At 67.9% G+C, this 17,785-nt stretch carries 17 protein-coding genes; 6 read left to right on the top strand and 11 right to left on the bottom strand.

Annotation, left to right across the window (positions count from 1 at the left end; genetic code table 11):
* The first annotated feature begins 165 nt into the window (after positions 1-165).
* Together rnd and WDC82_RS14105 are read left to right on the top strand one after the other, a co-directional pair.
* The gene (rnd, locus tag WDC82_RS14110; RefSeq protein WP_340117976.1) at positions 166-1,338 is read left to right on the top strand and encodes a ribonuclease D; all 1,173 of its coding nucleotides are present in this window, start codon (positions 166-168) and stop codon (positions 1,336-1,338) included.
* Positions 1,338-2,393, top strand: a complete 1,056-nt coding sequence (locus tag WDC82_RS14105; RefSeq protein WP_340117975.1) for a M23 family metallopeptidase — start codon at positions 1,338-1,340, stop codon at positions 2,391-2,393. Before rnd ends, WDC82_RS14105 begins: the two co-directional genes overlap by 1 nt.
* On the opposite strand, the gene ppx is transcribed toward WDC82_RS14105, so the two are convergent.
* The 7 genes from ppx to WDC82_RS14070 form a co-directional block, all read right to left on the bottom strand.
* Positions 2,390-3,907 carry an exopolyphosphatase gene (gene ppx / locus WDC82_RS14100; RefSeq protein ID WP_340118153.1) on the bottom strand — a complete coding sequence of 506 codons (1,518 nt, stop codon included), beginning with the start codon at positions 3,905-3,907 and terminating at the stop codon, positions 2,390-2,392. The two genes, WDC82_RS14105 and ppx, sit on opposite strands and share 4 nt — an antisense overlap.
* Positions 3,908-3,914: 7 nt before the next feature.
* Entirely contained in the window at positions 3,915-6,086 is a 2,172-nt protein-coding gene (locus WDC82_RS14095; RefSeq protein WP_370661554.1) for an RNA degradosome polyphosphate kinase, read from the bottom strand.
* Positions 6,087-6,457: 371 nt separating this feature from the next.
* Entirely contained in the window at positions 6,458-7,078 is a 621-nt protein-coding gene (locus WDC82_RS14090) for a hypothetical protein (RefSeq protein WP_340117974.1), read from the bottom strand.
* 125 nt (positions 7,079-7,203) lie between these two features.
* The gene (locus tag WDC82_RS14085; RefSeq protein WP_340117973.1) at positions 7,204-7,983 is read right to left on the bottom strand and encodes an SDR family oxidoreductase; all 780 of its coding nucleotides are present in this window, start codon (positions 7,981-7,983) and stop codon (positions 7,204-7,206) included.
* A gap of 19 nt (positions 7,984-8,002) precedes the next feature.
* Positions 8,003-8,725, bottom strand: a complete 723-nt coding sequence (locus WDC82_RS14080) for a DnaA ATPase domain-containing protein (RefSeq protein WP_340117972.1) — start codon at positions 8,723-8,725, stop codon at positions 8,003-8,005.
* Positions 8,722-9,897, bottom strand: a complete 1,176-nt coding sequence (locus WDC82_RS14075) for an AI-2E family transporter (RefSeq protein ID WP_340117971.1) — start codon at positions 9,895-9,897, stop codon at positions 8,722-8,724. Before WDC82_RS14075 ends, WDC82_RS14080 begins: the two co-directional genes overlap by 4 nt.
* Positions 9,894-11,099 carry a DUF2066 domain-containing protein gene (locus WDC82_RS14070; RefSeq protein WP_340117970.1) on the bottom strand — a complete coding sequence of 402 codons (1,206 nt, stop codon included), beginning with the start codon at positions 11,097-11,099 and terminating at the stop codon, positions 9,894-9,896. Before WDC82_RS14070 ends, WDC82_RS14075 begins: the two co-directional genes overlap by 4 nt.
* A 119-nt stretch (positions 11,100-11,218) precedes the next feature.
* Between WDC82_RS14070 and purM the strand changes: the two genes are divergently transcribed.
* The 3 genes from purM (at position 11,219) to WDC82_RS14055 (ending at position 13,208) form a co-directional block, all read left to right on the top strand.
* Positions 11,219-12,289 (top strand): phosphoribosylformylglycinamidine cyclo-ligase, encoded by a 1,071-nt coding sequence (gene purM / locus WDC82_RS14065; RefSeq protein ID WP_370661553.1) that lies wholly within the window; start codon positions 11,219-11,221, stop codon positions 12,287-12,289.
* Complete coding sequence (purN, locus tag WDC82_RS14060) at positions 12,289-12,954, top strand: phosphoribosylglycinamide formyltransferase (protein WP_340117969.1); 666 nt, start codon at positions 12,289-12,291, stop codon at positions 12,952-12,954. Before purM ends, purN begins: the two co-directional genes overlap by 1 nt.
* Positions 12,955-13,085: 131 nt before the next feature.
* Entirely contained in the window at positions 13,086-13,208 is a 123-nt protein-coding gene (locus WDC82_RS14055; RefSeq protein WP_340117968.1) for an aa3-type cytochrome c oxidase subunit IV, read from the top strand.
* 79 nt (positions 13,209-13,287) lie between these two features.
* Here WDC82_RS14055 and WDC82_RS14050 read toward each other — a convergent pair whose 3' ends face one another.
* From WDC82_RS14050 to ndk, 3 genes are all read right to left on the bottom strand, one after another.
* A complete protein-coding gene (locus tag WDC82_RS14050) occupies positions 13,288-13,791 on the bottom strand; it encodes a hypothetical protein (protein ID WP_340117967.1) in 504 nt (167 codons plus the stop codon).
* A gap of 87 nt (positions 13,792-13,878) precedes the next feature.
* The gene (locus WDC82_RS14045) at positions 13,879-14,337 is read right to left on the bottom strand and encodes a PRC-barrel domain-containing protein (protein ID WP_340117966.1); all 459 of its coding nucleotides are present in this window, start codon (positions 14,335-14,337) and stop codon (positions 13,879-13,881) included.
* Between the two features lie 197 nt (positions 14,338-14,534).
* On the bottom strand, positions 14,535-14,957 hold the full coding sequence (ndk, locus tag WDC82_RS14040; RefSeq protein WP_340117965.1) for a nucleoside-diphosphate kinase: 423 nt from the start codon (positions 14,955-14,957) through the stop codon (positions 14,535-14,537).
* A 228-nt stretch (positions 14,958-15,185) separates the two neighbouring features.
* On the opposite strand from ndk, the gene WDC82_RS14035 reads away from it, so the two are divergent.
* Positions 15,186-17,069 (top strand): ABC-F family ATP-binding cassette domain-containing protein, encoded by a 1,884-nt coding sequence (locus WDC82_RS14035; RefSeq protein WP_340117964.1) that lies wholly within the window; start codon positions 15,186-15,188, stop codon positions 17,067-17,069.
* Here WDC82_RS14035 and WDC82_RS14030 read toward each other — a convergent pair.
* Positions 17,066-17,590 (bottom strand): PAS domain-containing protein, encoded by a 525-nt coding sequence (locus WDC82_RS14030; protein ID WP_340117963.1) that lies wholly within the window; start codon positions 17,588-17,590, stop codon positions 17,066-17,068. The two genes, WDC82_RS14035 and WDC82_RS14030, sit on opposite strands and share 4 nt — an antisense overlap.
* Positions 17,591-17,785 lie beyond the last annotated feature (195 nt).

The following is a 17,785-nucleotide window of genomic DNA, read 5'->3' as shown; positions in this document are numbered from 1 at the left end:
AGGCCGGGAATCGGGGCTTTTGTCAAGCCTGGAGGCGGGCCGGCCGAAGCCTCGCCCGGGTTTCCAAGGCCCGCCCGGGCGGGCCCTTCCGGCCGCCTTCCCCTGGCCGCTGCAGGCCTTGCAGAGGCGCTTTCGCGGCTGCGCAATAGCGTGTATACCGGCGCCATGAACCTGATTGCCGATAGCGCGGAACTCAAGGCTTTCTGCGCACGCCTCGCCGGGGCGGACTTCATCACCGTCGATACCGAATTCCTGCGGGATTCCACCTATTGGCCCAAGCTCTGCCTGCTGCAGCTGGCCGGGCCGGGGGAGGACGACGTCGCGGCGGTCGACCCGCTGGCCGAAGGTCTGGACATGGCGCCGGTCTTCGAGCTCTTCAACGACCCCGGAATCGTCAAGGTGCTGCATTCGGCACGCCAGGACATGGAAATCTTCTTCCACATTTCCGGCGGCTTGCCGGCGCCGATTTTCGACACCCAGGTGGCGGCGATGGTCTGCGGCTTCGGTGAGTCGGTCGGCTACGACACCTTGGTGCGCAAGCTGACCGGCGCCCAGATCGACAAGTCCTCGCGCTTCACCGACTGGTCGCGCCGGCCGCTGGCCCAGCGCCAGTTCACCTATGCCCTGGCCGATGTGACCCACCTGCGCAAGGTCTACCAGAAGCTCGCCAGACGCCTTGAGAAGAGCGGCCGCGCCTCCTGGCTGGACGAGGAGATGGCGATCCTCACCTCGCCGGAGACCTACCGCCTGGAGCCGGACGAGGCCTGGAAGCGCCTCAAGACCCGCTCCAACGACCGCCGCTACCTGGCCGTGCTGCGGGCCCTCGCCACCTGGCGTGAGGTCGAGGCGCAGCAGCGCGACGTACCGCGCGGCCGCGTACTGCGCGACGAGCAGCTGTTCGACATTGCCGCGCACCGCCCGACCAGCGAGGAGGAACTCGCCCGCTCCCGCGGCATCAACCGCGACCTCGCCCGCGGCCGCATCGGCAAAGCCATCCTGGAGGCCATCGCCGGCGCCCTGGCGCTGCCGGACAGCGACCTGCCACCGGCGCCGCCGAAGCAGCAAACTCTCAACGGTATCGGGCCGTTGATGGACCTTCTTAAGGTGATGCTGAAGCTGCGCTGCGAGGAGCATGACGTCGCCCAGAAGCTCATCGCCAGCTCCGCCGACCTGGAGCAGATCGCCATGAGCGACGAGGCCGACGTGATGGCGCTGCGCGGCTGGCGCTACGACATCTTCGGGCGCGATGCCCTGGCCCTGAAGCACGGGACGGTGGCGCTCAGCGCCTCCGGCAGCAAGGTCCGCGTGGTGCCGGTCAACGGTGGGAAAACCGCCTGATGCCGTCCGGCCGGGGGAACGCTTTCGCCTTCCTCGGCCTGCTCACCGGGGTCGTCTGGGCGCTGGCTGGCATTCCCGCTCTCGCTCAGGCGAACGATCCGCTTCCGGCGGCCCCGCCCGGCGGCGGCTTCGGCCTCCCGGTGGACTGCGCCATGGGCAGCGTCTGCAGCATCCAGAACTACATCGACCATGATCCGGGGCCGGGCTGGCTGGACCACACCTGTGGGTCGCTCAGCTACGACGGCCACCGCGGCATCGACTTCCGCGTGCCGACCCAGATCGACATGCGGCGCGGCGTGGCGGTGATCGCCGCCGCCGACGGCGAGGTGGTGATCGCCAAGGACGGCCAGCCGGACCTTCTGATGGCGGACACCGGGCCGGGCAAGACCCGCGAGGAGCGCAACGGCAACTGGGTCGCTATCCGCCACGGCGACGGCTGGGTGACCACTTACGCCCACCTGAGGCAGGGGAGCGTGGCGGTGAGTCAAGGCCAGCGGGTGGCGCGCGGCCAAAAGCTCGGCCTTATCGGCCTCTCGGGCAACAGCGACTTCCCGCACGTCCATTTCGCCGTCACGCACGAGCACAGGCTGCTCGACCCCTTCACCGGCCAGGAGCCGGCGGCGGCCTGTGGCGGCGCGGAACAGAGCCTGTGGTCGCCCGCCGCCCAGGCTCAACTCGCCTATCGCTCCGGGGGCCTGCTTTCCGCCGGCCTGCTCGACCGCCAAGCGGAAAGCGAAGAGATCTACGCCGGCATCGAGCCGCCGGCGTCCTTGTCCAAGGAGTCTCCGGTACTGGTCTTCTGGGCCAGCCTCTGGGGTCTGCGTGAAGGCGACCGGCTGAGCCTCACGGTCATTGCACCGAACGACGTGATCGTGGTCACCCACGCCGAATCCCTGGACAGGCACAGCGCCCAGTCGTCGCACTCGGTCAGCCGCAAGCGTCCGGAGCAGGGTTGGCCCGTGGGCCGCTACCGCGGCATCCTGCGGGTCGAGCGGGAGATGGTCGATACCAGTGTGACCGTCGTCGAGGCACAGCGCGAGATCGAGGTCCGCTAAAGGACGATGCGGGTTTCCTGAAAGCCGCCCGCCTGCGCCAGCGCCTTGAAGCGGCGCTGCACCGCATCGCCGTCCGGCACCGAGCCGTCGGTCGGCAACCGCAGCACCAGGGTCTTGCCGTCGATGCTGAGGCCGCTGTGGTCGAGCACCCAGCGCGTCGCCCCGGACACCCGGTAAGCCAGCCGCAGCGCGGCGCCCAGCAAGACCGCCCGGGTCTTGCTGCGATCGCTCAGCAAGGGCGTCGCCTGCGAGGTCACCTTCGCGTTGGGGGACTCGCCGTAGCGCAGGAAGACAGTGTAGGCAATGAAGGCGCGGCCGGGGTGGTCTATGCCCACCAGAGGATACTGCAGAATCCGCTGCAGAGCCTCGACGCCACGAAAATCCGGATGCTCCCGCCATGTGAGGTCGGACAGGTGGCAGGCGGCCAGCCGGAGGCGCCGCTCCTCCGCGGTCTCGTCGGGAAACAGCGCGTCGCACCAGGTCATCAGGGCCTCCCCCAGGCCACCGAACCGACTCTCCCGCTCGGCGACCTCTTCCGCCGCCGACAGCAGGGGATCCTGGCGCTTGGCTTCGGCGGAGAGTTGCTGGAAAAGGTAGCCTTCACGCAGGCCGTAGGTCGAGAAGGTCACCCGCTCGCACTGCATCTTGCGCAGCAGGCGGCTCAAGACCAGGGCGCCCATCGGCAGCGTCTCGCGCCGCCGGCGCGACACCTGCTGATAGCCGGACAGCGAGGACTTGCCGAGCCGGCTGACGCCGCGTGCCAGGGCGATGGCCTCGTCGCGCGGAATGGTATGGCCATGGATGGCATGCAGGGGATAGCGGTGCTGTTCGATGTGCAGCCGCGCCAAGTTCCGCCAGGTGCCGCCGACCGGGTAGAAGGCCCGTCCCTTACCGCTGTTCAGCCAATCCACCTTGCCCAGCGCCTTGTCGATCAGCCGGCGCGCCTTTTGGCGGTCGTCTCCGCAGCTTTCCATGAGGCGCAACGGCCCCAGCGCCGTTGTGGTCGAGTGCCCCACCTTGCCGTTGGTCACCTCGACCAGCTCCAGGCTGCCGCCGCCCATATCCCCCATGATGCCGTCGGCAGTCGGGTTGCCGGCGATCACGCCCAGGGCGGAGAACTGTGCCTCCTCCTCGCCCGTCAGCACCCGGATGGGATGGCCGCACTGCTGCTCGACGGTGGCGCGGAAAGCCTGTCCGTCGCTGGCGTCGCGCACGGCAGCGGTGGCGATCATGTCGATGCGGCCGACCCCCATGGCGCGCGCCAGCGATGTGAAGCGCACCAGGTTCGGCACCGCCAGGGCGACGCCCTCCGGGCTCAGCCGGCCGCTGGACTGCAGGCCGCGGCCGAGGCCGCAGAGCACCTTTTCGTTGAATACCGTGGCCGGGGCGCGCTTGACGCCGTCGAAGACCACCAGGCGAATGGAGTTGGACCCGATATCGACCACGGCGACGCGCTCATCTCTGGCGCTGCCCTTGGACGGGGACGCGACCGCTGCCGGCTGCCGGGCTGCCATGCTCACGTCAGGATTTTTTCAGGACCAGCCTCGGCGCTTTCTTCGCCTTCTTCAGGGCGGAGCCGCGGCCGGACAGGCTGGGATTCGTCATGAAGTAGGTGTGCGCGCTGAACGACTTTGCCGTGGAGCGCACGCGCCGGAAGGTCCCCTCGGGCTCGAGAATCCAGCTCTGCGCTTCATCGTTGAGATTGGCGATCATGATCTGGTCGAGGACCTGCTGGTGAACCGTTGCGTTCTCGATGGGAACCAGGGTCTCGATGCGGCGGTCCAGATTGCGGGGCATCCAGTCCGCCGAGGAAATGAAGACCTTGGCGTCCCGGGACGGTAGCGGCTTGCCGTTGCCGAAGCAAACGATTCGGCTGTGCTCCAGGAAGCGCCCGACGATGCTCTTTACCCGGATGTTGTCGGACAGGCCCGGCACCCCCGGCCGCAAGCAGCAGATGCCGCGGATCACCAGGTCTATGGCAACGCCGGCCTGCGAGGCCCGGTAGAGGGCGTCGATGATTTCAGGGTCGACCACGGAGTTCAGCTTGGCCCAGATGCTGGCCGGCTGGCCGGCCTTTGCGTGAGCGATCTCGCCCTCGATGAGCGTGAGCAGCTTCTGGCGCAGGGTGAGCGGGGCGAAGGCGATCTTTTCCATCGCCTTGGGCGTCGCGTAGCCGGTCATGTAGTTGAACAACCGCGTGGCGTCGCGCGCCAGTACCGGGTCGCAGGAGAAGAAGGAAACGTCGGTATAGATCCGCGCCGTGACCGGATGGTAGTTGCCGGTACCGAAGTGGACGTAGGTGCGGATCGCCTCGCCCTCGCGGCGGGCCACCAGCGAAATCTTGGCGTGGGTCTTCAGCTCCAGGAAGCCGTAGATCACCTGCACGCCGGCGCGCTCCAGATTGCGCGCCCAGCGGATGTTGCGTTCCTCGTCGAAGCGCGCCTTCAACTCAACCAGCGCGGTCACCGACTTGCCGGCCTCCGCCGCTTCGCCCAGCGCCTTCACGATCGGCGAGTCCTCGGAGGTGCGGTAAAGCGTCTGCTTGATGGCGACGACGGCGGGGTCGTTCGCCGCCTGGCGCAGGAACTGCACGACCACGTCGAAGCTCTCGTAGGGATGGTGGACGACGAAGTCCTTGGCGCGGATCGCCGCAAAGCTGTCGCCCCCCAGATCGCGGATGCGTTCCGGAAAGCGCGGATTGTAAGGCGCAAACACCAGATCCGGGCGATCGTCGACGATCAGTTCGTTGGTATCCGAAAGTCCCAGCATGCCGTCCAGCGAGAACACGTTCTCCGCGTCGACCTGCAGCTCGCGCACCACGAACTCAAGCAGCGCTGACGGCATGTCGGCATCGACCGTCAGGCGGATCACCGACCCGCGCCGCCGGCGCTTCAAGGCGCTCTCGAACACGCGCACCAGGTCTTCGGCCTCTTCCTCCACTTCCAGGTCGCTGTCGCGCAGCACACGGAAAAAGCCGCTCGCCTGCACCTCGAAGCCGGGGAACATCTCGTCGAAATAGAGCCGCAGCATCTCCTCAAGTCGGATGAAGCGCGCCGCATCGCCCGGCAGCTTGATGAAGCGCTGCACCATGGCCGGGATCGGGATCAGGGCGTTGATCTGCCCCTTGTCGTCGCCGCGCAGCAGCTCGACGACGATCGACAAGCCGCGGTTGGGAATGAAGGGAAAAGGGTGCGCCGGGTCGATGGCGATGGGCGTCAGCACGGGATAGAGCTGCGCCGTGAAGTACTCGTCGAGGAACCTGCGCTCGCGCGTCGTCAGTTCATGGGCGCTGACCACCGCCAGGCCGGCCCCGCGCAGCTCGCCGATCAGGTCCAGCCACTTTTCCTGCTGCCAGCGCATCAGCTTGGCGACCCGCTCGTTGATCGCCGTGAGCTGCTGGGCGGGGGTCAAGCCTTCCGGCGAGGGCGTCTTCACCCCGGCGCGCACCTGCCCGCGCAGGCCGGCGACGCGGACCATGAAGAACTCATCCAGGTTGCTGGCGGAGATGGACAGGAAGCGCAGCCGTTCCAGCAGCGGATGGTTGACGTTGTAAGCCTCCTCCAGGACCCGCTCGTTGAAGCCGAGCCAGGAGATCTCCCGGTTGATGAAGCGCTCTGGCGAATTCAAGTCGATCGCGGCGACTTGGGCGCCGACCGGCAGGTCGGATTCCTGCCCCAGCGGCTCTACTTCCAGCGCGACGATCTCACTCTCTTCCAACGCGAACTCTCCCGGGCACGGCGAATCGAACAGGACGGGGGCTGCCCCACTCCCATTCATAACACGGTCATCTATACCAAATTATTGCAGAATATGGACCCGCGCGGGCCGAGCGGCAAGATCGGCGCCCCGCCCGGGGCTCCCTAAGCCCAAAAGCATAGAAAAGTTGATATACGTCAAAGCCGCCCTCCGGGCGCTCGGCTAAACGGAGAGCGGCCCGTGGGTGATCCCTACCCAGCCCCATGAGCCGGGGCCCCCTGCCCGGTCCTCGTGGCCGGCGGGGGGCCCTTATTGCGTCACGGGGCCTTGCCGACCTGCCCGAACGACCCCCTCGGACGGCCAGCGTTCTAGGAGACGATCTGCCAGCTGCCATCCGGCTGCCGGCAGGCCACGCCGTAGCCTTGCTCCATGCGGTTGCCGACCGTGATGTCGTGCTGGAACTCCCGGCAATAGCGCCCGCCATCGTCGATGCCGTCGCGGGTCGCGGTGACGCTGCCGGAGGCACCGCTGTCGTTCCAACGGATCGTCTCGCCCAGTGGCGCCGAGACCGCACGGTTCTGCGCCCAGCCGTAGTTGTCCCGCTGGCTGTCGTTCAGCAGATCGACGATCTGCAGGGCGAGAATCGCATAGAGCAGGTCGTTGTCGCCGCGGCGCTTGTGAACATAGACCTTCTTGTGATGGTGGTGGCGCGGCAGCGGCCGGTAGTGATAGTAGCGCACTACGGGATAGGCGTAGACCGGCCCCGCGGCCCGGTGTCCATGGTATCCGTGCTGCCACGCGACAGCCGGCCGGCCATAGCCGCCGCGCTTCTCCTCATGCCTGTCACGGTGCCTGTGATGCTTGCCGTGCCCGTTCCCCTGGCTCTGGCCGTGGCCATAGCGGTACTCGTCGGCAACAGCAGGATTTGCAGCGGGGACCGCAGTCGCGATCAGCGCGGCGCAAAGCGCCGATATAAGACGCACCGACATCTCTCTGTTCCTTCCATAGCGGCTTGCTTCGCCGGGTTATGGCCCAATCTATGGTTGGTTCTACGCAAAGGGGCGCCGAAGACATCCCCGGCGCCCCAAAATTGCCTCATTGCGCAATCGGCTGGCTAGAGCGTGCCCGGAAAGGCACCGCCGTCGAGCAGCAGGTTCTGCCCGGTGATGAAACCGGCGTGTACCCCGCAGAGAAAGGCGCAGGCTTCGCCGAACTCGACCGGATCGCCGAAGCGTCCCGCGGGATTGCCGGCGGCGCGCTCCTTGGTCACCTCCTCCAGGCTGCGGCCCGACTTGTCGGCAGCGGCCTGCAGGGTCTGGCGCAGCCGGTCGGTGTCGAATGGCCCCGGCAGCAGGTTGTTGATGGTCACGTTGTTGATGACCGTCTTGCGCGCCAGACCGGCGACGAAACCGGTCAGCCCCGCGCGCGCGCCGTTGGAAAGACCGAGGATATCGATCGGCGCCTTCACCGCACCGGAAGTGATGTTCACGATGCGCCCGAAGCGCCGGGACATCATGCCGTCGACCGTCGCCTTCATCAGTTCGATCGGCGTCAGCATGTTGGCGTCCAGCGCCTTGATCCAGGCATCGCGATCCCAGTTGCGGAAGTCGCCCGGCGGCGGCCCGCCGGCGTTGTTCACTAGGATGTCCGGGTGCGGACAGGCTTCCAGGGCCAGCGCGCGGCCTTCCGGCCTGGTGATGTCGGTGGCCACGGCGTTCACGTGAACGCCCGTCGCCTTGCGGATTTCCTCGGCGGTCTTCTCCAGCGGCTCCGGCGTGCGTGCGACAATGGTGACGTCGACGCCTTCCTGTGCCAAAGACATCGCGCAGGCTCGCCCGAGGCCCTTGCTCGCCGCGCAGACCAGCGCCTTGCGTCCGCGAATTCCGAGATCCATTCCTACTCACTCCTCTGCTTTATTCTTGCCCTTGATTGCCGTCTGTCCCGGCGGCCTCGATCTCCTGCAGCGCCGCGCGCGCCATCGGCACGGTGATTTGCCGGCGCTTCGCCGTCAGCGCCGCGCGGTCGAGGGCGCTCACCGCGCGCCGTGCCGCGGCGAAGGAGCGCTCGATGCGCAGCACCAGGAAGCGCACGACCTCCATGCCGGCGTCGAGCTGGCGGTCGGCGAAGAGCTTCACCAGAACGGCCTCGACGAGGCTTTCATCGGGCTCGCCGAGGGCGACCGCCTGGGTGCCGGAAAGCCGCGAGCGCAGGTCGGCCAGCGGACAGTCCCAGCGCGCCGGAGCCTCGCGGTCGCACAGCAGCAGAAAGCCGCCGCGCTCGCGCATCATGTTGTAGAGATGCAGCAGGCGCCGCGCGACTTCCGGCTCCCCCGCCAGGCAGCCGGCGACGTCCTCCACCACGCAGGCCGTGGCGTTGCCCAGATAGGCCGGCGGCTCAGCGCTGCGCAGCTGCGCTGCGTCGATGGCGACGGCGCCGGAAGCCTGGCGCCACACCTGGCAGAGATGCGTCTTGCCGCTGCCGGGCGGCCCGTAGAGGGCAAGCGCGTGCGCCGGCCAGTCGGGCCAGCGGTCGATCCATGCGACCGCCACAGCATTGCTCGGCGCGACGAGGAAGTCCTCGCGCGCGAGCGCCGGGCGGTGGTCGAGTTCGAGAGGCAGCTGCGCCGGTGCGGTCACGGCATACGGTCCGCGTCGGAGAGCGGCGCCTTCGAGGCAGGTTCCTCCTTACCGGTGTAATACGCGCTGCGCCGGTACTGGCCCAGCGCAAAGCGCACGCCGACGCCGACGATGGCCGCCACCGGCACCGCCAGTAGCACGCCAACGAAGCCGAACAACGCACCACCGGCCAGCAGGGCGAACATCACCCAGACCGGGTGCAGCCCGACCCTTTCGCCCACCAGCTTGGGCGTCAGCACGTTGCCCTCGATCGCCTGGCCGATGAAGAACACCCCGGCAACGATGGCAACGGAGAGGTAGCTGTCGAACTGCGCCAGTGCGAGGCCAACCGAGAGCACCAGGCCGACCATCGAGCCGACATAGGGAATGAACGAGAGGAAGCCGGCGATGAGGCCGACGACGAGGCCGAATTCGAGCCCGGCGAGCGTCAGGCCGATGGCATAGAACACCGCCAGCACGATGCAGACCGTGCCCTGTCCGCGCAGAAAGCCCGCCAGGGTCTCGTCGACCTCGTGGGCGAGGTGGCGGATCGTCGGCTGGTGCCGGCGCGGCAGCCAGTCGTCGGCCTTGGCGACCATGCGGTCCCAGTCGCGCAGCAGGTAGAAGGCGACCACCGGCGTGATCACCAGCAGGGCGATGAAGTTGAAGAAGGCGACACCACCCGAGATGATGCCTCCCAGCACATCGGTCGCCCAGGTGAACAGCTTGTCCGCCGAGCCGCCGAGCGCCGACTTCAACCGCTGCTGCGTGTTGGAATCGAGGCGGTCCTGCGCCATCGCCATCAGTTTCGACAGCTCCCGCTGCACGGCGTCGAGATAGTCGGGGGCACGTTCGATGAAGGTGGCGATTTGGTTGACCACCGCCGGGATCACCAGCAGAAGCACCAGCACGCACAGCAGGATGAAGCAGATCGTGACGACGGTGGTGGCCCAGGTGCGCGAGAGCTTCCAGCTCTCCAGACGGTCGCACACCGGGTCGAGCAGATAGGCGACGGCCATGCCCGCGACGAAGGGCAGCAGGACGCCGCGCAGCAGGTAGACGCAGGCCAGCGTGACCGCCAGCAGGATCAGCCAGAAACGCAGCTGACTGGCAATCGCCACATGCGCCCGCGACCGGCCGGCCTGCGGCTCCGCCTCATTGGCCCCGGGCGTCGCAGGATCGGCGTCGTTCATTGCGGCAGGGCTGCCGGAGTCTCGGGGGACGTCTCGGCGGGAGCCGCGCCGGGGTCCCCGGCCGGCGCCGGCTGGGACGTCCGGCGGTCAGCCAGCGACAGCTCCCAGTTGCTGTCGGGCCGCAGGGACAGGAAAAGGTCGCGTTGCGCCAACGCGCGGCTGAGGCGCTGCTCGTCACCGACGAAGGTGATCTCCAGCTGCGCTTCCTTGCGCGACAGCGTGGTCAGTCCGGTCTGCTGGATCGCCGCGACGCCATCCAGGCGCTTGCGCACGGTCAGCCAGTCGTCGAGGCCGCTCAGCGGCACGTAGACCAGGATCGAGCGCTGGTTGCCGAACTGCAGCACGTACTGCTGCTTCCAGGCCTCCTGCACGGCATCGTCGATGCGGTCGGCGGCGCGCTTGAGGAAACCGTCGTAGGGCTCGCCGGTCACCTGCACCAGCTTGTCGCGCAGGGTGACGCTGGCCGCCCCCTCGTGATAGCGCCGGGTCACCACCTGCAGCACCGCCGAACCGTCCTGCGGATCGCCGGCAAGGCTCGCTGCGGTGACCAGTACGTCGTCGGCGCCATAGCGCTCGGCGATCGCCTTCAGGCTCTCGCGGTCGCCGCTCAAGGCGCGCGGCGCGTCGATGGCGGCAAGGTCGTCGAGATCGCCGATCGGCACGATCAGCGGCACCAGGCCGTCATCACCGGGCATGAGCGCCCAGACATCGCGCCAGGGGTTGTCCGCCAGCCACAGCGTCGCGTCCGTTCCCGGGGCGCTGAACACCGGCAGCACCACCACCGGTTTGCTGCGCGTCTCGGCGAAGCCGACACCGGCATTGCGCAGGAAGCTGCGCACCTCATTGCCGTTGAAGCGGAATGTCAGGTCGGCGAGGTAGCGCACCGTCGAGGTGCGCTCGTTGTTCACCGAGAAATCCTGCACGTAGTATTGCAGCGCGGACGACTCGACGGCGGGAACCCGGTCCTGCTGGTCTTCCGGCACCAGGCGCTCCATGAGGCGCCGGAAGGCCCGGCGCTGGCCGACCGCCAGGGCGGCCTGGCGGGCATCGGCCGCCGTCGCCGCTGTCTCGTCCACCGGCACATCGCGCACGGTGAAGATGTCCGCGCTGGCCTGGGCGAAGGCCGTGCCGGCAAGCATGCCGCTGCCCACCAAGAGGGCGAAAGCCAAAGTCAAGGCGCCGCTGAACCGGCGAAACCACATTGCAAACCGTCCCGGATTCTCTATCTTCGCCCGGCAAAGCGGGCAGAAATGCCTGATCCCCTAAATACCCCATGTGACCGGAGGACGCCATAACAAGCCGGAATTCGCGCGACAACCAGCTGACCTACAAGGACGCGGGCGTCGACATCGATGCCGGCAACGCCCTGGTCGAGGCCATCAAGCCCCTGGCTCGCTCCACGGCGCGCAGCGGCGCCGATGCCGGCCTCGGGGGCTTCGGGGGCTTCTTCGACCCCAAGGCGGCCGGATTTCGCGATCCCCTGCTGGTCGCCGCCAACGACGGCGTCGGCACCAAGCTTAAGGTCGCCATCGCCGCCGGCCGCCACGACACGGTCGGGATCGACCTGGTCGCCATGTGCGTGAACGATCTGGTGGTGCAGGGCGCCGAGCCGCTGTTCTTCCTGGATTACTACGCTTCCGGGCAGCTCGAAGTTCCCGTCGGCACGGCAATCATCGAGGGCATCGCCGAGGGCTGCCGCCAGGCCGGCTGCGCCCTGATCGGCGGCGAGACCGCCGAGATGCCGGGCCTCTATGCCGCCGGGGACTACGATCTCGCCGGCTTCGCGGTCGGCGCGGTGGAGCGCGACCAGGTGCTGACAGGCGACGGCGTCACCGCCGGCGACGTGGTGCTCGGCCTCGCCTCCTCCGGCCTGCACTCCAACGGCTTCTCGCTGGTCCGCCGGGTGGTCGAGACCGCCGGGGCCGACTATGCGGCGCCGGCCCCCTTCGCGCCGGAGAAGAGCCTGGGCGAGGCCTTGCTGGTGCCCACCCGCATCTACGTGAAGAGCTGCCTGGCCGCCCTCAGGGGCCCCGGGGCAAAACACGGCGGCATCAAGGCGCTGGCCCACATCACCGGCGGCGGCTTCCCCGAGAACCTGCCGCGCGTCATGCCCAAGACCCTGGCGGTGGTGCTGGACGGCATTACCTGGCCGGTGCCTGCCGTGTTCCGCTGGCTGGCCGCGACCGGCGGCATCGCCCCCAAGGAGATGATGCGCACCTTCAACTGCGGCGTCGGCATGGTGGTGGTGGTCAATCCGGATCATGCCGGCAGCGTCCGCGCGGCTTTCGAGGCGGCCGGCGAGAGGGTCTTCGAGATCGGCCGCATCCAGGCGCGCGCCGAAGGGGCCCCCTCGGTCGCCATCGAGGGGCTCGACGCGAGCTGGCCGCGCTGATGGCGGAGGCCGCGGCCCGCAGACTGAAGGTCGGCGTGCTGATCTCGGGGCGCGGCAGCAACCTGAAGGCCCTGCTCGATGCCTGTGCCGCGCCGGGTTTTCCTGCCGAGATCGTCACCGTCATTGCCAACCGGCCCGGCGCCGGCGGGCTGGAGCACGCTCGGGCGGCCGGGGTCGCCGCCGAAGTGATCGATCACAAGGCCTTTGACGGCAAGCCGGCCTTCGAAACCGCGGTCACTGCGGCGCTGGAAAGGGCCGGCGTGGAACTGCTCTGCCTCGCCGGCTTCATGCGCGTGGTCAGCGCCGCCTTCGTGCAGCACTGGCACGGCCGCATGATCAACGTCCATCCCTCCCTCCTGCCGCTCTTCCCGGGCCTCGACACCCACGAGCGGGCCCTCGCCGCGGGGGTGAAGCTGCACGGCTGCAGCGTCCACTTCGTCACCGAGGAGGTCGACGGCGGCCCGATCATCGGCCAGGCCGCGGTGCCCGTGCTGCCCGGCGACGACCCGGCCCGCCTGGCCGCCCGCGTGCTGGGGGTGGAGCACCGCCTCTATCCCGCCTGCCTGCGGCTGGTCGCCGAGGGCCGCGTCCGCCTGGCCGGCGGAAAAGCCGAGATTTCGGGGGACTTCGACGGTTCGGGCCAACTCTTGAACCCGGCTCTCTGAGCCCGCCGCCAAGGCGGGAAGGCTTGCCCGCCGCGGCATCTCGGGCTAGAAGAACGCCAGGAACGGGGTGTCGGCCGGGGGCGGCCGTTGCCGCAAGAGCAACCGTTGGACCACGCACGGGGACTTGGGAAATGGCAGACGATCAATTGCTTCGTGAGCATCAGCAGATCTGGAAGGGCTTCACGCGCTTCATCACGATCTCTACGGTGCTGGTGATCATCACCCTGGCCCTGATGGCGCTGTTCCTCCTGTAACACAGCTTCTCCGACAATCGGATCGCATCGCGACCGGCCTCGACGGCCGGCGAACGGGCCCGGCTGATCGGCACGCAGGCTAATCGGCACTGACCAAGGTCTGCACGCGCCAGCCTCCCAGCCCGCGCACGGCCAGCCGATAGGTGCCCGGCTCGATGGCCTCCGAACGGCCGCCGCCCCTGCCGATCTGGTTGCCCACCACATCGACCAGTTCACCCTGCTCCGTACGAAGCTCCACCGTCAGCAGGCTGCCCTGATTTTGCCAGACCAGCCGCCATGGCTGGTCGAACTCCAGGGCTTCGGAATCCCAGTCGTCCTTGCCGGTGAAGCTGTGCAGGGTGCCCGGTCCTTCGCTGTCGCTCGGCTGGTCGAGCCCCATGAGCGGCGCGGCCACCCCATCGTAGCACTCCAGCCGCTCCGCATCTGTGTCCAGGCCGGCGCAGCCGATGATCTCGTCGGCCAGCTTCGTGGTGTCGTCCTCCGCCCGTGATTGAGCAAGGGCCGCGGTTCCGGCAATAAATGCAGATGAGCCGTAAAAGACAGCGCCGAAGAGTGCGGCGGCAAGGGCGGTCGATGATTTCATATCTTCAGCATCTCTCGGACGGAGCGCACGGACAACCGCCCTCCCCGTCGCGGGAAAGGCGGTTGCTTGTCGCGTTGCAGAGGCGACTTACTGAGCCGGCAAGGTGGCCGGAGGCTGCTCCTGCTCCATCATTTTCTGATCGCTTTCCACCTGCTTGGCTTCCAGCGTCTTGAACTCCGGCGCTTCTTCCAGTTCCGCGCGGCTCAGGCTGGTGCGGAGCATCAGCTCGCCGTCATTCTGCTCTTCGCTGAGCGAGGCCCAGGAGAGCCCGACGGGCTTGGCGGCGACGCCGAGGAAACCACCGACATCCACGATGACGCCGACGATCTTGTTGTCGGGTCCCAGCACCAGGTCGGAGACCGTGCCGACGCTTTCCACGCCTTCGGGTGACCCGGCCACCACCTCGGCGCCAATGTACTTGTCGGAGAGGACCTGGTCGGGGCTCTGCTCCGCCATCACCGGCGGCGACATCTGCTGTGCCGCGGCAATCGCCGGCACCGCCGTCGCCGTCGCCAGGGCCAAGGTAACGGCTGTCAGGGTACGCATGGCTGTGCTCCTTTTCTGCTTCGATTACACGAAGGCCAGTTGCACTTCCTTCGCCTTATAGACGCACAACCCCCGACTTTTGTTCCTTGCGCCGCCAATCCCGGCACCAGCGCCCCTGCGCAAAGAAAAAGGCGGATCCGCGAGGACCCGCCTTTGCTCTGGCAGCGGGCGCCTGGCCCGCCGCGGACTTGCCTGCTTCAACCGACGATTTCGGCGTCCTTGAAGAAATACTTTATCTCCTGCGCCGCGGTCTCCGGAGCGTCGGAACCGTGCACCGAGTTCGCTTCAATGGACTCGGCGAAGTCGGCGCGGATGGTGCCGGGGGCCGCATCCTTGGGATTGGTGGCGCCCATCACTTCGCGGTTCTTGGCCACGGCGTTCTCGCCCTCCAGGACCTGGACCACGACCGGGCCGGAGATCATGAAGCTGCACAGGTCGTTGAAGAAGGGACGCTCCTTGTGCACCGCATAGAAGCCTTCGGCCTGCTCGCGGGTCATGTGGATGCGCTTGCTGGCGACGACGCGCAGGCCGGCAGCCTCAAGGCGGTCGATGATCTTGCCCGTGATGTTGCGCTTGGTGGCATCCGGCTTGATGATCGAAAAAGTGCGTTCGATAGCCATAGGCTCCGGCTCTCCTTTGATTGCTCGTGTGCGGGCCACCCCGGATAGCGGTGGGGGCGGCCCATTGCGTTTCGCGCCGGGCTTATAGACCCTTTGCCGGGTCAGGGCAACGGCCAGGCTGCGGCCCGTGCCCGGGCCTTTCCGGGGCCGCTTCAGCCGGACTTTCCCCCCTCCCCGGGCCGTGCTATCACCCCTCGCCGCCATTTCTGGCCGGAGCGCAACGGGCCGATGCTGCACATTAACGATCTTGTCTACCGGGTTCAGGGCGACCTGCTGTTCGACCAGGCGACGGTTGCCGTCAACAAGGGCGACCGGGTGGGTCTGGTCGGGCGCAACGGGTCGGGCAAGACCACCCTCTTGAAGCTGATCTCGGGCGACCTGCACGCCGACGGCGGCAGCATCACCTATCCGCGCCTCATCCGCGTCGGCAAGGTGGCCCAGGAGGCGCCCTCCGGCCAAACCAGCCTGATCGACACCGTCCTGGCCGCCGATACCGAGCGCACCGCCCTGCTGGCCGAGGCCGAACACGCCACCGACCCGCACCGCATCGCCGAGCTGCACGAGCGCCTCGCCACCATCGGGGCGGATGCCGCCCCCGCGCGCGCCGCGCGCATTCTCGCCGGCCTCGGCTTCGACGAGCCGGCGCAGCAGCGCCCCTGCGCCGAGTTCTCCGGTGGCTGGCGCATGCGCGTCGCCCTTGCCGCACTGCTGTTCCGCGCGCCCGATCTGTTGCTGCTCGACGAGCCGACCAACCACCTGGACCTCGAAGCCGCGATCTGGCTGGAGAGCTTTCTCAAGGGCTACCCCGGCACGCTGCTGCTGGTCTCGCACGACCGCGGCCTGCTGAACCGCGCGGTGAACCGGATCATCCACCTGGAACACCGCAAGCTGACCGCCTACACCGGCAACTACGACCGCTTCGAGCGCCTGCGCCGCGAGCACCTGGAACACCAGGCCGCGCTGCACGCCAAGCAGCAGGTCGAGCGCCGCCACATCCAGGCCTTCGTCGACCGCTTTCGCTACAAGGCGTCCAAGGCGCGCCAGGCGCAGTCGCGCCTGAAGGCGCTGGCGCGCATGGAACCGATCGCGGCGGTGATGGAGGACCGCACCGTCACGTTCGACTTTCCGGCACCCACACAGCTTTCGCCGCCGATCCTGACGCTGGAGAATGCCGCCGTCGGCTACGAGGTCGGCAAGCCGATCCTCTCGCGCCTCAGCCTGCGCCTCGACATGGATGACCGCGTCGCCCTTCTGGGCGCCAATGGCAACGGCAAGTCGACCCTCTCCAAGCTGTTCGCCGGGCGCTTGAAGCCGATGGACGGGCGCATGACCCGCTCCAGCAAGCTGAAGATCGGCTACTTCGCCCAGGACCAGGCCGAGGAGCTCGACCTCACCGCGACGCCGCTCGCCCACATGGCTCGGCTGATGCCGCTGGAGACCGAGACGAAGCTGCGCGCGCAGCTCGGCCGCTTCGGCTTCGGCGCCGACCGCGCCGAGGTCGCCGTCGGCAAGCTGTCGGGCGGCGAGAAGGCGCGCCTGCTGTTCGCGCTGATGAGCCGCGATGCGCCGCACGTCCTGATCCTCGACGAGCCGACCAACCACCTCGACGTCGATTCCCGCCAGGCCCTGGTCCAGGCGCTCAGCGCCTTCGAAGGCGCGGTGATCCTGGTCAGTCACGATGCTCATCTGGTCGAACTCGTGGCCGACCGCCTGTGGCTGGTGACCGACGGCGGGGTGGTGTCCTTCGACGGCGACATGGACGACTATCGCAAGCTGCTGATGGAGCAGCGCCGCCAGGAGCGCTCGCGCCAGCGCGAGGACAAGCCGGAGCGCGAGGACGTCGTCTCCAAGAAGGACAAGCGCCGCGCCGCCGCCGAGGCGCGCGCGGCCGTCGCCGACCTGCGCAAGGCGGCCCGGCAGGCCGAGGCGCAAATCGAGAAGCTGAACCGCCAGAAAGTCGAGCTGGAAAGGAAGCTGGCGGACCCGGAGGTCTATGACGGACCGACCGCCCGGCTGCAGGAGCTCCATATAAAGTTCGGCCAGATCAAGCAGACGATCGCCGAGGCCGAGGACCGCTGGCTGGAACTGCAGACCCAGCTCGAGGAAGCCTAGCCCGTCGCCTTCACCGGCACGCCGTCGTAACCGCTGAGGACCAGCAGCATGTCGACCGTCTCGCCGTCGCTCGCCAGGGGGTGATACATGCGCTGGGAAGCGATGAACTGGCGGTCCGCATGGGGCATGGGAAAGCTGTCATAGACGGGCAGCCGCTCAGTCGACGCCAGGGTCATGTTCGCCTGGATGCGCGGCACCAGTGCCGGCAATACGGCCTCCTCCACCGTCAGCCCGACGATGTCGCGCCCAGCGGCCTGGCGCTGCCGCTCACCCACCAGGCGGTAGCGGAACCGGAGACCAGCATCACCGGATTCGACATCGACCAGATTGATCAGGCCCAGCAACTGCGGGAAATCGCAAGGATCGATATGCTGGCGCCCCGGCAAGCGACCTTCCGGCGCGACCTTTCCCAGATAGCGGATCATCTCTGTGAAGCGCGGATGAACCGTCGGCGGGTCCACGCCCGCCAGATCTTTCAGGTAGAACTCGGAAAACAGAAAATCCGCCATCTCGATCGACACCCCGTCCATCTAATCGAAACAACTATGGCTCGCGCAGTTTTACATAGCTGGAGTGGGGAACAAGAGAAAAAACTCCCGGGCCGCCGTCCTGGGTTCGCCATGTCAGGGATTTCTTAAACGCCCGCGCCCAGACTGCGCGCTCGCCGCGCCGCAGCCCTGCAAGAACAGCGCATCCGGCGGGCCCCCCCGGCGCTT

This window comes from Pelagibius sp. 7325, from assembly GCF_037652055.1.
Lineage (GTDB): Bacteria > Pseudomonadota > Alphaproteobacteria > Kiloniellales > Kiloniellaceae > Pelagibius.
This window is presented reverse-complemented; position numbering and strand designations above follow the sequence as displayed.

Excerpts from the sequence above, each read along its gene's own strand:
- WDC82_RS14090 (WP_340117974.1), bottom strand. The coding sequence starts at position 7,078 with ATGTCGGTGCGTCTTATATCGGCGCTTTGCGCCGCGCTGATCGCGACT.
- WDC82_RS14070 (WP_340117970.1), bottom strand. The coding sequence starts at position 11,099 with ATGTGGTTTCGCCGGTTCAGCGGCGCCTTGACTTTGGCTTTCGCCCTC.
- WDC82_RS14035 (WP_340117964.1), top strand. The coding sequence starts at position 15,186 with ATGCTGCACATTAACGATCTTGTCTACCGGGTTCAGGGCGACCTGCTG.
- WDC82_RS14075 (WP_340117971.1), bottom strand. The coding sequence starts at position 9,897 with ATGAACGACGCCGATCCTGCGACGCCCGGGGCCAATGAGGCGGAGCCG.
- WDC82_RS14085 (WP_340117973.1), bottom strand. The coding sequence starts at position 7,983 with ATGGATCTCGGAATTCGCGGACGCAAGGCGCTGGTCTGCGCGGCGAGC.
- WDC82_RS14050 (WP_340117967.1), bottom strand. The coding sequence starts at position 13,791 with ATGAAATCATCGACCGCCCTTGCCGCCGCACTCTTCGGCGCTGTCTTT.
- rnd (WP_340117976.1), top strand. The coding sequence starts at position 166 with ATGAACCTGATTGCCGATAGCGCGGAACTCAAGGCTTTCTGCGCACGC.
- ndk (WP_340117965.1), bottom strand. The coding sequence starts at position 14,957 with ATGGCTATCGAACGCACTTTTTCGATCATCAAGCCGGATGCCACCAAG.
- WDC82_RS14055 (WP_340117968.1), top strand. The coding sequence starts at position 13,086 with ATGGCAGACGATCAATTGCTTCGTGAGCATCAGCAGATCTGGAAGGGC.
- purN (WP_340117969.1), top strand. The coding sequence starts at position 12,289 with ATGGCGGAGGCCGCGGCCCGCAGACTGAAGGTCGGCGTGCTGATCTCG.
- ppx (WP_340118153.1), bottom strand. The coding sequence starts at position 3,907 with ATGGCAGCCCGGCAGCCGGCAGCGGTCGCGTCCCCGTCCAAGGGCAGC.
- WDC82_RS14105 (WP_340117975.1), top strand. The coding sequence starts at position 1,338 with ATGCCGTCCGGCCGGGGGAACGCTTTCGCCTTCCTCGGCCTGCTCACC.
- WDC82_RS14045 (WP_340117966.1), bottom strand. The coding sequence starts at position 14,337 with ATGCGTACCCTGACAGCCGTTACCTTGGCCCTGGCGACGGCGACGGCG.